Origin of the sequence: Bradyrhizobium sp. CSS354, from assembly GCF_029051725.1 — a bacterium.
Classification (GTDB): domain Bacteria; phylum Pseudomonadota; class Alphaproteobacteria; order Rhizobiales; family Xanthobacteraceae; genus Bradyrhizobium.
Map to the genome: position 1 here is coordinate 256,500 of NZ_JAACFU010000003.1, position 14,618 is coordinate 271,117.

Sequence of the window (14,618 nt, forward strand, 5' to 3'; positions counted from 1 at the left end):
GCGCTTGTGATCGAGAAGGCACCGCCCCATTGGCCGAAATGACCGAACTTGCCGCTTCCGACTTTCGCCCCGCGCAGCGGCATATCCGCCTGGATACGATCCTGCGGCTGCGCTGGCTCGCGGTGCTGGGCCAGCTCGCCGCGATCTTCATCGTGGCGCAGGGGCTGGAATTCAACGTCGAGATCGTCCCCTGCGTCAGCATCATCGCCCTGTCGGCGGCGCTCAATCTGGGGCTCCAGACCGTGTCCAATCCGCTGCAGCGGCTGGAGCCGATGCAGGCGGCCGGACTGCTCGCGCTCAACATCGTGGAGCTGGCGGGTCTCTTGTTTTTCACCGGCGGACTCCAGAACCCGTTCTCGTTCCTGTTTCTCGCACCCGTGCTGATCTCGGCGACCGCGCTGCCGGCCCGCTTCACTTTCGGCCTCGGCGTGCTCGCTGTCGCCTGCGCCTCGGTCCTGTTCTTCTTCCATCTGCCGCTGCCTTGGGATTCCGACGATCCGCTGGTGCTGCCGCCGATCTATCTCGTCGGCGTCTGGCTCTCGATCGCGCTCGCGATCGGCGTCACCAGCCTCTACTCGTTCCAGGTCACCGAGGAGGCGCGCAAGCTCGCCGACGCGCTGGCCGCGACCGAGCTGGTGCTGACGCGCGAGCAGCATCTGACCCAGCTCGACGGCCTGGCCGCGGCCGCAGCGCACGAGCTCGGCACGCCGCTCGCGACGATCTTCCTGATCTCGCGCGAGCTGGAGAAGACGGTGAAGGAGCCGAACTTTGCCGCCGACCTGAAGACCCTGCGCGAGCAGACGCAGCGTTGCCGCGACATATTGAGCAAGATCACCCAGCTCTCCTCCACCGGCGCACCGTTCGACCGCATGAAGCTGTCGGAGCTGATCGAGGAGGTGGTGGCGCCGCACCGCGATTTCGGGGTCGATATCAAGGTGCGCATCGCCGTCGCCATCGTGGCCGAGCCGGTGGGCTCGCGCAATCCGGCGATCCTTTACGGCGTCGGCAACATCGTCGAGAACGCGGTCGATTTCGCCCGCACCACCGTCGAGGTGAATGCGTGGTGGAACAAGGACACGATCGAGCTCGTGATTTCCGACGACGGTCCCGGCATTCCGCCTGACATCCTGAACCGGATCGGCGAGCCCTATTTGTCGCGGCGGCGCAACCGGGACGAAGGCGGCGGCCTCGGGCTCGGCGTGTTCATCGCGCGCACCTTGCTGGAGCGCACCGGCGCCAAGGTCTCGTTTACCAACCGGACCTTTCCGGATCATGGCGCAGTGGTCCAGATCACGTGGCCGAGAGAGCGTTTTGAGACTATCGAGACCTTCAAAGAAACAATAGGATAGGCCGCGACCTTGCGTCGCACAACGGGGCCGATCGACTATTGGCGCCCTTGGCACCGCCCGATTGCGCCGCCATATGTAGACGCGCTGGAGAGAGGACCAAACCTTGAACGCCATCGCCGAACTGAACGAACAGACCGACCGCTCGCTGCTGATCGTGGAGGACGACAAGCCGTTTCTGGAGCGGCTGTCGCGCGCCATGGAAACGCGCGGCTTTGCGGTGACGTCATGCGACACCGTCTCGGACGGTCTGGCGCAGATCGGCAAGGCGGCGCCGGCATTCGCCGTGGTCGATCTGCGGCTCGGCGACGGCAACGGTCTCGACGTGGTCTCGGCGCTGAAGAAGAAGCGTCCCGACGCCCGCGCCATCGTGCTGACCGGTTATGGCAACATCGCCACTGCCGTCACCGCGGTGAAGATGGGCGCGGTCGATTATCTCTCAAAGCCCGCGGATGCCGACGACGTCGTCGCGGCGCTGCTGTCGACCGGCTCGGACAAGTCCGAATTGCCGGCGAATCCGATGTCGGCCGACCGCGTGCGCTGGGAACACATCCAGCGCATCTACGAGATGTGCAACCGAAACGTCTCGGAAACCGCGCGCCGGCTCAACATGCATCGGCGTACGTTGCAGCGGATCCTGGCCAAGCGCGCGCCGCGCTGATAGTCACGCCTTCCGTGCCCCGGAAGCAGCGCAGCACGAAGTGATGCGCTGCTGAGCCGGGACCCATGCCTCAGCTCGAATCGTCGCCTGCTGGGTCCCGGCTCTGCGCAGCAACGCTGAAGCGTTGCAGCGCGTCCGGGACACGAGACCGGCCTATTCCCAAAACTCCGCATGCCCCTGCGGATCGACCAGCCGGTTGATCCGCAACGCCGCCGCCATCGCGAACCGCACCGTCATCTGCTTGCGCGTGGCCGCAGCGAGCTTGTGCTCGGGCGCCTCGCATTGCAGGTGCGCGCCATAGGCGTCCGCGATGATCAGCCCCGTATCTTGCGGAAAGATCTCGCAAGGCAGCTCCTGCGTGAAGGCGAAGAACAGCCGGTCGCAATGCGCCCGGTATTCGTGCCATTTCTGATCGGCGCGCAAATCCTCTACCGACGATTTGATCTCGACGATCCAGATCTCGCCGCGCTCGTTCAGCGCGACGAGATCGGCGCGCCGCCCCGAGGGCAACGGCAATTCGCTGATGCAGGTGAAGCCGAGCGAGCCCAACAATCGCGCCGTGCCGCGCGCGATGGCCAGCGCTGTCTCGGATTGACGGCGGTCGGGTGGTGGCACGAGGGCAATGCGGGCGGGATTGTCCATGGCGGGAGGATAGCCGATTCCTCCGAACGCGGACACCTTGCTCCATTCTCAAATGTCGTCCCGGCGAAGGCCGGGACCCATAATCACGGAAAGGAGTTTAGCGAAGGCTAATGGTTGCGGCCCGCGGTAGGTGCACCGCGCCTCACGGAGAAATCACGCGGTATGGGTCCCGGCCTTCGCCGGGACGACACCTGAGTAAAAGCGGGGAACCTCAAGTCTCCCTCGCACTTATTACGCAGCCGCCGCACCTCGGCGGAACCACCGAGGCTGCGCGCGCATGATCGACGATCTCTGGTACAAGAACGCCATCATCTATTGCCTGTCCGTCGGCACCTATATGGACGCCAACGGCGATGGCATCGGCGATTTCAAGGGCCTGTTGCGCCGGCTCGATTATCTGCACGGCCTCGGCATCACCACGATCTGGCTGATGCCGTTCCAGACCTCGCCCGGCCGCGACGACGGCTACGATGTCGCGGATTATTACAGCGTCGATGCCCGCTACGGCACGCTCGGCGATTTCGTCGAGTTCACCCATGGCTGCAAGCAGCGCGGCATTCGCGTCATCATCGATCTCGTCGTCAACCACACCTCCGACCAGCATCCCTGGTTCAAGGCGGCGCGGAGCGACAAGAACTCGCCCTACCGCGACTGGTATGTCTGGTCCGACAAGAAGCCGGCCAACGCCAATCAGGGCATGGTGTTTCCCGGCGTTCAGAAATCGACCTGGACGCGCGACAAGGAAGCCGGCGCCTGGTACTTCCACCGCTTCTACGATTTCCAGCCCGATCTCAACACCTCGAACCCGCGCGTGCAGGCCGAGATTTTGAAGATCATGGGCTTCTGGATCCAACTCGGCGTCTCAGGCTTTCGCATGGATGCCGTGCCTTTCGTCATCTCGACCAAAGGCGCCAAGGTGAAAAAGCCGGCCGAGCAGTACGACATGCTGCGGACGTTTCGTGAATTCCTGCAATGGCGGCAGGGCGATGCCATCATCCTCGCCGAGGCCAACGTGCTGCCAAAGACGGACATGGAATATTTCGGCCGCGATGCCGACCGCATGCATATGATGTTCAATTTCCAGGTCAACCAGCATCTGTTCTATGCGCTGGCCTCGTCCGATTCACGCCCGTTGGGGAAAGCGCTGAAGGCGACCAAGCCGCGGCCCGCCTCGGCGCAATGGGGCCTGTTCCTGCGCAATCATGACGAACTCGATTTGGGGCGGCTGACCAAGGCGCAGCGCGAAATCGTGTTCAAGCGCTTCGGTCCCGACAAGGACATGCAGCTCTACGACCGCGGCATTCGCCGTCGCCTGGCACCTATGCTGGGCGGCGACCGCAGGCGGCTCGAGCTCGCCTACAGCCTGATGTGCACGCTGCCGGGGACGCCGGTGATCCGCTATGGCGACGAGATCGCGATGGGCGATGATCTTTCGCTGCCGGAACGCAATTGCGCGCGCACGCCGATGCAATGGTCGACCGAGCCGCATGGCGGATTCACCACCAGCGACAAGCCGGCCTTGCCCGTCATCGACGAGGGACCTTATGGTTTCGAGCACCTCAATGTCGCAAAACAACGGCGCGATCCCAACTCCATGCTGAACTGGACCGAGCGCATCGTCCGCATGCGCAAGGAGGTGCCGGAGATCGGCTGGGGCGATTTTACAGTCATTCCGACGCGCGATCCCGCAGTCTTCATCATGCGCTACGACTGGCGCAACAATTCCGTGCTGTTCGTGCACAATCTCGACGAGAAGCCGCGCGAGATCGCGTTCTCGGCGGGGCTGCCGGGCGAGGCCGGCAAGCACCTGATCAATCTGCTCGCGGAAGACCACAGCCATGCCGACAAGCGCGGCCAGCACCGCGTCGTGCTGGAACCCTACGGCTATCGCTGGTATCGCGTCGGCGGGCTGGATTATCTGCTGAAGCGGAGCGATATCGACAAGACGATACGGGGCAACAAGCATCCGGGGTGATGTGGAGATGCTGGAGTTGCGCCGCTTCCACGATCGTCATTGCGAGCGCAGCGAAGCAATCCAGACTGTCACCGCGGGAAGATTCCGGATTGCTTCGCTGCGCTCGCAATGACGAGGAAAGTGCGTCGCCCATCTCTGCGCTTCGCTTGTCCAGGACGACGGTCATGGCGGCGTGATGATCACGCCCTCGTTGCCGCGCAAATCCAGCACGCCTTCGAGCCGCTCGCCCTCGCGATCCAGGAATGTCGACAGCAGAATCTCGCTGCCAAACTTGATCGCGCTGGTGGTGACCGGGATCGGCTCAGGGCCGAGATTGAGCACCACGATCACCGCCCTGCCCTCGGCCTCTCGGCGATAGACCAGGAGATCGCCCTGCGCCGCGATCGGATGATAGTCGCCCGCAACCAGCGGCGGACACGCCTGCCGCAACGCGATCAGGCGCTTGTAGAGCGTGAGGATCGAACGTGAATCGGCTTCGAGATCGACGACGTTGTTGTGGATGTGATCCTCCGGCAGCGGCAGCCATGGCCTGACGTCCGAGAAGCCGGCGAAGTTGGAGGAATCCCACTGCATCGGCGTGCGGCAGCCGTCGCGACCGACACCGATGCCGGGTACGTTCTTCTCGAAGGGGTCGCGCACGAACTCGGGGGCGATCGCGAGCTGATGCATGCCGATCTCGTCGCCGTAATACAGCGTCGGCGTGCCGCGCAGCGTCAGCAGCAGCATGGCTGCGATTCGGGCCTGCTCCGGCCCGACGCGGCTTGCGACGCGCGGGCGATCGTGATTGCCGAGCACCCAGTTCGGCCATGCGCCTTTCGGCAGCGCCTTCTCGTAGTCCTCGACGATCTTCTCGATCGAGCGCGCGCTCCAGAAGGTCGAGAGCAGCGCGAAATTGAACGGCATCTGCGCGCCGGTGAGATCGTTACCGTAATAAGCCATCAGGCGATGCAGCGGCAGATAGATCTCGCCGATCAGGACGCGGGCAGCATAGGCATCCGTGACGCGCCGCATCTCGGCGATGACGTCGTGCACCTCCGGCTGGTCGGTGGAATATTGTGTGAGGATCCTTTCGTTCGGCGGCCGGCTCTCGACATAATGCGGATTGGGCGGGTTGTCGCGGAAATCGGCGTCCTTGATCAGGTGCCAGATCACGTCGACGCGAAAGCCGTCGACGCCCTTCTCGAGCCAGAACCGCATCACGTCATAGATCGCCGCGCGGACATCGGGATTGCGCCAGTTGAGGTCCGGCTGCTGGGCGAGGAAGGCGTGATAGTAGTACTGACCGGTCGTCTCGTCGAACTGCCACGCACTGCCGCCGAACTCGGACAGCCAGTTGTTCGGTACGCCGCCACCCTCGCCCGGGTCGCGCCAGATGTACCAGTCACGTTTGGGATTGTCGCGCGAGGCGCGGCTTTCGACGAACCAGGGATGCTGGTCCGAGGTGTGGTTCGGCACCAGGTCGAGGATCAGCTTGAGGCCGTTGTCGTGCGCGGCGGCAAGAAGCGCATCGAAATCCGCCATCGTGCCGAACAGCAGCTCGATGCCGGTATAGTCGGAAATGTCGTAGCCGAAATCGGCCATTGGCGAGGGGAAGATCGGCGACAGCCAGATCGCGTCGACGCCGAGCGATTTCACATACGGCAGCCGCTGCAAAATGCCGGCGAGATCGCCGACACCGTCGCCATTTGAATCCTGAAAGGAGCGCGGGTAGATCTGATAGAAGATGCCGTCGCGCCACCAATTGCTGCCGCTCTGAGCCATGCGGGAAATCCATCCAAAAACTGCTTCTCGCGCGGGAGAACGCGGAAGGAGCGCCCCGGTTCAAAACAGCAGGCGAATTGGGACAGCTGTGTGACGATGTCCGCGACTGTTCCCGAGCCATGGGGACAAATCTTTTGCTTGGCGACATGGCAAAAATCGGCATTGTGGCGCCATGACCGAGCAAAACGAGACACAGGCCCAGGCAGGCGCGAAAGCGGGCGCGATCATCGTTCCCGTGACGCTGTTTGAGCAGAATTGCACCATCATCTGGGACGAGCCTTCCAAGAAGGCCGTGGTGATCGATCCCGGCGGCGACGTGCCGAAGATCCTGGACGCCATCAAGCAGACCGGCGTCACCGTGGAGAAGATCTGGCTAACTCACGGCCATATCGACCATGTCGGCGGCGCGGACGAGCTCCGCGACGCGCTGAAGGTGCCGATCGAGGGCCCGCACGTCGCGGACAAATTCCTGCTCGACAACGTGGTCGAGAGCGGCGCGCGCTTCGGCATGACCGGCGTGCGCAATTTCGAGCCGGACCGCTGGCTCGACGAAGGCGACAGCGTGGCGATCGGCGATCTCCAGTTCGAGATCTATCATTGCCCCGGCCACTCGCCCGGCAGCGTGGTGTTCTTCAACAAGGATCTGCGCTTCGCCCATGTCGGCGACGTCCTGTTCGCCGGCTCGGTCGGACGCACCGATCTGCCCGGCGGCAGTCACGCGACCCTGATCGACTCGATCAAGACCAAGCTGCTGCCGCTCGGCGACGATGTCGGCTTCATCTGCGGCCACGGCGCCGGCTCGAGCATCGGCCAGGAGCGGATGACCAATCCGTTCATCACCGGCGAGATGTAGGCCCTACTCGGCGGCGTCCGCGAGCACTCGGGGCGCACTCAGGTTACGGTCGCCCCAGTCACGGATCGCGGCGACGACCGGCACGAAGCTCTTGCCTTTGCGGGTGAGGCGATACTCGACCTTCGGCGGCACCTCGCCAAAATCCTTGCGATCGATCAGGCCGCTCGCCGTCAGCGCCTTCAATTCACGGCTCAGCACGCGCGGAGTGATCTCCGCGCTGCCTTCCGTGCCGCGCAACAGGCCGCTCCTGATCTCGCCGTAGCGGCGCGGGCCGTCCTTGAGGTCCCAGACGATGCGCAGCTTGTACTTGCCGCTGATCATCTTCTGAAAGGCCGCGACCGGGCAGCTGCGCGCGGGGACTGGCTTTGTCCCTTCCTTGGCCATGTCGTTTCCTCCATGTGCGAGATGAAGAATAGGAGCGACGCCGAAAAAGTCCATACTATCAATTTTGTCCATACTTGCAGGATCGTATCCAACACGCAGATGATGACGCACAACGCCAACAGGGAGCGTCACATGAAGCACTTCATGATCCGGTACGAATTCAAGAACGGCACGACGGAGGCCTGGCACCAGGAGGTCGGCCGCTTCATCAAGGCGATCGACGCCGATCCGGAACTGAAAGGACGGATCGGCTATCGCGTCCTGAAGAACCGCGACAATGGCAGCTATTTCCATCTCGCCAGCGTCAGCGACGATGCCGCGCAAAAGGCGCTGCAATCGCGCGACTTCTTCAAGGCCTATCAGGAGATGACCCGCAAGGTCGCCGGCGGCGAGGTGACGGCGACGCCGATCGAATGGATCGGCGCGACGGCCTGAGTTACTTCATCAATCCCGCGGCCGTGAGCGCGCGCGTGATGATCTGGCCGAGATCGAAGCCGCGGGCCTCCTCGCGCTTCGGCTCGGCCGGCTGTTCGGCGACCGCGGCGCGGATCGAGCGGGCCAGATGCGGCGCGGACGAGCGGGCCGGCGTCGGCTTTGGCTCGACCTTCTTCGCCGCGTCCGGGATCCAGCCGGTGAGGCCGAAGAATTTGGCGATATGATAGGACGAGGAGATGCCGGCCTCGATCAGGAACGCGCCCTCTACGCCATAGCGCTGGTCGTTGTCGGCCAGGCCGAGCGGCGTGCCGTGGGCCATGTCGGTGATGGCGTAGGACTCGACGAGGGTCTCGCCGTCCTTGTTCCACCAGGCCTGGCGCGGATAGCCGTCGATGTCGGTTTCCGCCATCGGCGCCTCGGGCAGATCGTGCAGGTCGAGCCATTGCTTGACGATCTCGTTGGCATTGCCGGGATTGACGGTGCGATCGGCGCTGCCGTGCCACACCGAGATCCTCGGCCACGGCCCGCGATGAGTCGAGGCCCGCCGCACCAGATCGCCAAGTTCGCGCGCCGGCCGCTCCGGGGAATGAAACATGCCGTCGAGCGCCTCGCGCAGATTGGTCGCGATGCCGTAGGGAAGCCCCGCGATGACCGCCCCGGCCGCGAAGACTTCAGGATAGGTCGCGAGCATCACCGACGTCATGCCGCCGCCCGCCGACAGGCCCGTGATGAAGATGCGTTTGGGATCGACGCGATGCGTTTCAATCATGTGCGCGATCATCTCGCGAATCGAACACGCCTCGCCGCTGTCCCGTGCCGTGTCTTCCGGATTGAACCAGTTGAAGCAGGTGTTGCTGTTGTTGACGCGCTGCTGCTCGGGCATCAGCAGCGCGAAGCCGTAGTGCTCGGCGAGCGTCGACCATCCGGCGCCGAGGTCGTAGCTTGCCGCGGTCTGGCCGCAGCCGTGCAGCACGACGACGAGCGCGCGCGGCTTCTGCAATTGCGGCGGCACGAACGCGAACAGGCGCAGATTGCCGGGATTGTCGCCGAAGCCCGTGACCTCTTGCAAAGGACTGGACGCATCGGCGCTCCGGCCAAACTCGGCGAAGCGCAATCCGTCCAGCTTTGGCAGACGTCTCAAGAGATCGACATTTCTGGTTAACGACACGGCAGCTCCTGGCAGGCGACGTTCAACGTCCACCCAAACCAAATAGTTGCTGCAGCGCAAAATAAAAAGACCGTGTGCTGTCGATGACGCGCTAAATCGCCGGAAAACCTGCAGAAATCCGCACGTATTGACCGCAATGCCTCAACTTCGTGCAGATGAACGGCGCATCCACGCCAGGAACGCGGCGCAGATCATGATTAATGTTAGGAACCGCGCGAGCGACGCGAGCATTCCTGCGCGCGCTGATTGCAGGACTTCCACGGCAAGGTCAGGGTGAAGCCGGAGCAGGCCGATCAGAAAGACGTTTTGGTGCCTTGAAGGTCGCTCACCAGCTCGCGCGATGAATCGATCTGCTTTGTGACGGTTTGATGCATCGGCGCGCGAACGCGCGATGACCTCCGAGGCAGATATCGCGAGGCCTTACGTCTTCCACGAGAGAGCGCTCCATCGCATGGCTGCATTCCACCGCGCGGGACATCGCGTGATTGCGCTCGCTGCGTTCAGCACGTAGCTTCGCGCCACAAACAAACAAGAAATGAAAGCCGGAGAGAATGCCATGGCGCGCCTGAAGTTCGGAGCCTTCCTTGCCCCGCATCATCCGATCGGGGAGCATCCGATGCTCCAGTTCCGGCGCGACCTCGATCTGGTCGAGCAGCTCGATGCGCTCGGCTATGACGAGTTCTGGTGCGGCGAGCATCATTCCTCCGGCTGGGAGATGATCGCCTCGCCGGAGATGTTCCTGGCTGCGGCCGGCGAGCGCACCAAGCGGATCAAGCTCGGCACCGGCGTGGTGTCGCTACCCTATCACCACCCCTACAACGTCGCGCAGCGCATGGTGCAGCTTGACCACATGACTGGCGGCCGCGCCATCTTCGGCTCCGGTCCCGGCGCGCTCGCCTCCGACGCGCATACGCTCGGCATCGATCCGATGACGCAGCGCGACCGCCAGGACGAGGCGATCGGCGTGATCCGCCGCCTCTTCAACGGCGAGCGCGTCACCGCGAAGAGCGACTGGTTCACCATGAACGACGCCGCGCTGCAGCTCCTGCCGCTGCAGGAAGAGATGCCGTTCGTGGTGGCGTCGCAGATCTCGCCCTCCGGCATGACGCTCGCCGGCAAATACGGCATCGGCATCATCTCGCTGGGTTCGATGACGACGCAGGGGCTGATGTCGCTGCAACAGCAATGGCAGTTCGCCGAGGACGCGGCGAAAAAGCACGGCACCAAGGTCGATCGCGCGAACTGGCGCGTGCTGCTGACCTGGCATGTCGCCGAGACCCGCGAGCAGGCCCGCCGCGAGGCCGGTCCCGGTCTGATGCGCTGGCACAACGAATATAATGTCGGCACGCTGCAACGGCCGGGCCTCACCGCGTTCGCCTCGCCGGACGAGGCCGTGGACAAGACCGCCTTCGTCGACGGCGCGGCCTCCGTCATCGGCACGCCCGACGACCTCGTCAAGATGATCAAGAATGTGATGCAGGTCTCCGGCGGCGTCGGCGCCGTCATCGGCTTCGTGCACGACTGGGCCAATCCGGAGAACACGCGCCGGAGCTGGGACCTTGTCGCGCGCTACGTCGTGCCCGAGATCAACGGCTACATCGACGGCTTGCGCAAGTCGCAAAAATTCGTGATCGAGAACCGCGCGATCTTCGAACGCGCGGGCCAAGCCGTGATGGCCAAGATCATGGAAAACGAGAAGGCCGCCGAGGCGTTGAAGGTGACCGGCGCCGGCCGCGTCGCGATTCCGGCCGTCAACGCCCCGGATTTGCAGAAGGAAGCGGCGAAGCGGTAGCGCGGAGTCATCGTCACCGGATTGTGCTATGTTGGCCGGGTCCAGCCAATCGGAGCAATCGACATGTCGATGCAGAATGTGGCCGCCCCTGTGCTCGGCTTCACTCCGCCCAAGCGCAACGAGCTGACACATATCCCCGGCGACGAAGGCTGGCCGATCATCGGCAAGACCTTCCAGGTGCTCGCCGACCCCAAGGGGCACATCGAGGCGAATGGCGCCAAATACGGCCTGGTCTATCGCACGCACTTCTTCGGCGAGACCAATGTCGTGCTGCTCGGCCCCGAGGCCAACGAGCTCGTGCTGTTCGACCAGCAAAAGCTGTTCTCCTCGACCCATGGCTGGAACAAGGTGCTCGGCCTGTTGTTTCCGCGCGGATTGATGCTGCTGGATTTCGAGGAGCACCGGCTGCACCGCAAGGCGCTATCGGTCGCGTTCAAGTCCGGCCCGATGAAATCGTATCTGAGCGATCTCGACCGCGGCATCGGCGCCCGCGTCGCGCAGTGGAAGGCGAAGCCCGGCGAGATGCAGCTTTATCCGGCGATGAAGCAGCTCACGCTCGATCTCGCCGCCGCGTCCTTTCTCGGCGCCGATATCGGGCCGGAGGTCGACGAGATCAACCGCGCCTTCGTCGACATGGTCGCCGCCGCCGTCGCCCCGATCCGCCGACCGCTGCCCGGCACGCAGATGGCGGCCGGCGTCAGGGGACGCAAGCGCATCGTCGCTTATTTCCGCGAGCAGATTCCGCTGCGACGCGGCAATCACGGCGGCGATGACCTGTTCTCGCAGCTCTGCCGTGCAACCCACGAGGACGGCGCGCTGCTCTCGGAACAGGACATCATCGACCACATGAGCTTCCTGATGATGGCGGCGCACGACACGCTGACTTCGTCGCTGACGTCGTTCATCGGGGAGCTCGCCGCGAATCCCGACTGGCAGGACAAGCTCCGCGCGGAGGTCATGGCGCTGGGGCTCGCCCCTAATGCGCCGAGCAGCTTCGACGATCTCGAAAAGATGCCGCTGTCGGAGATGGCGTTCAAGGAAGCGCTGCGGATCAAGCCGCCGGTGCCCTCGATGCCGCGCCGCGCCATGCGCGATTTCACCTTCAAGGGCTTTTCGATTCCGGCCGGCACCGCGATCGGCGTCAATCCGCTCTACACCCACCACATGAAGGACATCTGGCCCGAGCCGGACCGGTTCGATCCGCTGCGCTTCACCGAAGAGGCCCAGCGCAATCGCCACCGCTTCGCCTGGGTACCGTTCGGCGGCGGCGCGCATATGTGCCTCGGCCTGCACTTCGCCTACATGCAAGCCAAATGCTTCGCGCGGCACTTCTTGCAGAACATCGAGGTATCGCTGGAGCCCGGCTACAAGCCGGACTGGCAGATGTGGCCGATCCCGAAACCGCGCGATGGATTGCGGGTGCGGGTGAAGGCAGTGTGAACATCGCTCTCGTAGGGTGGGTTAGCCGAAGGCGTAACCCACCTCTTTGGTGTCCGCAGTGACAGAAGTGGTGGGTTACGCTTCGCTAACCCACCCTACGGCTTCGTCGCCCGTGGCGCCTACGCCCCCTGATCGAACGCCTTGCGCAGGGCCACGTAGCCCTGCTGCTGCTGGCTCCAGTTGCGGCCGCCGGTCATCGCGCCGTCGATGACGAGGTCGTGGCCGTTGATGAAGCTGGATTCGTCGCTGGCCAGGAACACTGCTGCGTGGGCGATGTCGTCGGGAAGGCCCGCGCGCGGGATCGGCTGCGCGGTCTTGTAGACCTCGCGCATCACCGCCGGCGTCTTCTCCGCCGCATCGGTCGAAAGCCCCAGCGCCTTGCCGAAAATGCCGGTCGCGATCGCGCCGGGCGAGATCGAGTTGACGCGGACGTTGGATTCGCCGAGCTCCATCGCCACGCATTTGGTGAGATGAATCACCGCCGCCTTGGCCGCACCATAGACCATCGAGGACGAGAAGCCGGCGAGACGGCCGGCGATGCTGCCATTGTTGATGATGCTGCCAAAGCCCTGCTTCTTCATGTGGGGCGCGGCGTGCTTCATGCCGAGCATGACGCTGCGCAGCAGGGTCGCCATCGCCGCGTCGAAGCGCTCGACCTCAAGGCCTTCGATGCCGCCGGTCTGCGCCGGGCCGCCGGCATTGTTGAACAGGCAGTCGATGCGGCCGAATGTGTCCACCGCGAGCGCGATCAGCGCCTGCATCTGCGCTTCGACCGTCACATCCGTCTGACGGAAGACGCAATTCGCCCCGAGCTGCTTCGCCAGCGCCTCGCCTTCCGGTATGCGCCGGCCCGCGATCACAATTTTGGCACCTTCGGCAACGAAGACTTCAGCAGTCCGCAACCCGATCCCGCTCGTCGCGCCCGTGATCACCGCGACCTTGCCATCCAGCCTGCCCATGGAATGTCCCTGTTTTCGAACCCCTTGACGCCAAATGGCGGACACCAATCGACGACGGCGCCGCGACGGTCGGCGCCGCAGCAGGCACTATTCCTGCCGGCTTCCGACAAGGCAAGCTTTGCTTGGGGCCGGCGACATGCGTAACATTCCCGGCGACCGCTCGATTGTCGAACGCATATCGCGACCGGACTGCGCATGGGGAAGCTGATCGACGAATTCCGCAAAGGCTGGCACGGCGCAGCACCGCCGTCGCTCGGCCTGAGCCTTGCGTTTGCGGTCGCCTGCCTGCTGGTTGCGACGCTGGCGCGCTGGGCCCTCGCCCATGTGCGGCCCGACGTCTATTTCACGCCGTATTTCCCGGCCGTGTTCTTTGCGGCCGCGTTCGGCGGCTTCCGCATCGGCATCATCACGGCGCTGGTCGGCGGCGTGCTCGGCGTCGTCGTGAATTTCGGCGATGCCTTTGCCGATAACGCGCGATTCGCCCTGCTGGCGCTGTATTGGACGGTCTGCGCGCTCACCATCTGGGGCGTCGAGCACTATCGCTCGCTCCTCGTCGAGCAGCGCCGGATTTCCAGGCGCCTGATCGAGGAAGAAGACTACCGCAAGCTGCTGGTCGACGAGCTCCAGCACCGGCTGAAGAACAAGCTGTCGACGGTGCATGCCGTGCTGCATCAGGTGCTGCACGATCAGCCGCAAATCTGGGCCCGGATCGATCCGCGGCTGCGGTCGCTTGCCGCGACCGACGATTTGATCTCGCGGATCGACAAGGCCGGCTGCGACATTCGCGACCTCCTGATCTCCGAGCTCGGCCCTTATGGCCATGTCCGCTTCACGCTCAACGGCGAACGGCTGTTCCTGCCGCCGAAGCTTGCGGTCACGCTGTCGCTAATGTTTCACGAGCTCGCCACCAACGCAGGCAAATATGGCGCGTTCTCCGCGCCGCGCGGGTTGTTGCAGGTGTCATGGACCGTCAGCGACGACCGTCTGACCGTGACCTGGGATGAAACCGAGGGCCCGAGCGTCGACAAGGTCTCCGAGCCAGGTTTCGGCACCAAGCTGTTGAAGTCGGCGCTGTCGGCCTTCGACGGCAAGACGGAGGTCTCCTATCTCAGGACCGGACTCCATTGCACCATGCAATGCCGTATCCCCAAGGACGGTTAGACACGGCGCAAACGAAACCCGTTCGCGTGCGTCGTTCGCGG

At 64.0% G+C, this 14,618-nt stretch carries 13 protein-coding genes; 8 read left to right on the forward strand and 5 right to left on the reverse strand.

What is annotated here, in order from left to right:
* The first annotated feature begins 38 nt into the window (after positions 1–38).
* Positions 39–1,349, forward strand: a complete 1,311-nt coding sequence (locus GWG67_RS08220; RefSeq protein WP_275168645.1) for an ActS/PrrB/RegB family redox-sensitive histidine kinase — start codon at positions 39–41, stop codon at positions 1,347–1,349.
* 103 nt (positions 1,350–1,452) lie between these two features.
* The gene (locus tag GWG67_RS08225; protein WP_007598178.1) at positions 1,453–2,007 is read left to right on the forward strand and encodes an ActR/PrrA/RegA family redox response regulator transcription factor; all 555 of its coding nucleotides are present in this window, start codon (positions 1,453–1,455) and stop codon (positions 2,005–2,007) included.
* A gap of 153 nt (positions 2,008–2,160) precedes the next feature.
* On the opposite strand, the gene GWG67_RS08230 is transcribed toward GWG67_RS08225, so the two are convergent.
* Complete coding sequence (locus GWG67_RS08230) at positions 2,161–2,649, reverse strand: MmcB family DNA repair protein (RefSeq protein WP_275169140.1); 489 nt, start codon at positions 2,647–2,649, stop codon at positions 2,161–2,163.
* A gap of 277 nt (positions 2,650–2,926) precedes the next feature.
* Between GWG67_RS08230 and GWG67_RS08235 the strand changes: the two genes are divergently transcribed.
* Positions 2,927–4,624: an alpha-amylase family protein gene (locus tag GWG67_RS08235; protein ID WP_275168646.1), complete on the forward strand. Its 1,698-nt coding sequence runs from the start codon at positions 2,927–2,929 to the stop codon at positions 4,622–4,624.
* 162 nt (positions 4,625–4,786) lie between these two features.
* Here GWG67_RS08235 and GWG67_RS08240 read toward each other — a convergent pair whose 3' ends face one another.
* Entirely contained in the window at positions 4,787–6,385 is a 1,599-nt protein-coding gene (locus tag GWG67_RS08240) for an alpha-amylase family glycosyl hydrolase (RefSeq protein WP_275168647.1), read from the reverse strand.
* A 172-nt stretch (positions 6,386–6,557) separates the two neighbouring features.
* Here GWG67_RS08240 and GWG67_RS08245 point away from each other — a divergent pair, with 172 nt between their 5' ends.
* The gene (locus GWG67_RS08245) at positions 6,558–7,238 is read left to right on the forward strand and encodes an MBL fold metallo-hydrolase (RefSeq protein WP_275168649.1); all 681 of its coding nucleotides are present in this window, start codon (positions 6,558–6,560) and stop codon (positions 7,236–7,238) included.
* Between the two features lie 3 nt (positions 7,239–7,241).
* Here the strand turns inward: GWG67_RS08245 and GWG67_RS08250 are convergent, their stop codons facing one another.
* Positions 7,242–7,622, reverse strand: coding sequence for a helix-turn-helix domain-containing protein (locus GWG67_RS08250; RefSeq protein ID WP_275168650.1), 381 nt, complete (start codon positions 7,620–7,622; stop codon positions 7,242–7,244).
* A 132-nt stretch (positions 7,623–7,754) separates the two neighbouring features.
* Here GWG67_RS08250 and GWG67_RS08255 point away from each other — a divergent pair, with 132 nt between their 5' ends.
* The gene (locus tag GWG67_RS08255; protein ID WP_275168652.1) at positions 7,755–8,057 is read left to right on the forward strand and encodes a hypothetical protein; all 303 of its coding nucleotides are present in this window, start codon (positions 7,755–7,757) and stop codon (positions 8,055–8,057) included.
* Position 8,058: 1 nt separating this feature from the next.
* Here the strand turns inward: GWG67_RS08255 and GWG67_RS08260 are convergent, their stop codons facing one another.
* Entirely contained in the window at positions 8,059–9,225 is a 1,167-nt protein-coding gene (locus GWG67_RS08260; RefSeq protein WP_275168654.1) for a PHB depolymerase family esterase, read from the reverse strand.
* Between the two features lie 556 nt (positions 9,226–9,781).
* On the opposite strand from GWG67_RS08260, the gene GWG67_RS08265 reads away from it, so the two are divergent.
* Positions 9,782–11,017: an LLM class flavin-dependent oxidoreductase gene (locus tag GWG67_RS08265; protein WP_275168656.1), complete on the forward strand. Its 1,236-nt coding sequence runs from the start codon at positions 9,782–9,784 to the stop codon at positions 11,015–11,017.
* A 63-nt stretch (positions 11,018–11,080) separates the two neighbouring features.
* A complete protein-coding gene (locus GWG67_RS08270; RefSeq protein WP_275168658.1) occupies positions 11,081–12,457 on the forward strand; it encodes a cytochrome P450 in 1,377 nt (458 codons plus the stop codon).
* A 119-nt stretch (positions 12,458–12,576) separates the two neighbouring features.
* Here the strand turns inward: GWG67_RS08270 and GWG67_RS08275 are convergent, their stop codons facing one another.
* The gene (locus GWG67_RS08275) at positions 12,577–13,416 is read right to left on the reverse strand and encodes an SDR family NAD(P)-dependent oxidoreductase (RefSeq protein ID WP_275168659.1); all 840 of its coding nucleotides are present in this window, start codon (positions 13,414–13,416) and stop codon (positions 12,577–12,579) included.
* Between the two features lie 195 nt (positions 13,417–13,611).
* Between GWG67_RS08275 and GWG67_RS08280 the strand changes: the two genes are divergently transcribed.
* Positions 13,612–14,577 (forward strand): sensor histidine kinase, encoded by a 966-nt coding sequence (locus tag GWG67_RS08280; protein WP_275168660.1) that lies wholly within the window; start codon positions 13,612–13,614, stop codon positions 14,575–14,577.
* Positions 14,578–14,618 lie beyond the last annotated feature (41 nt).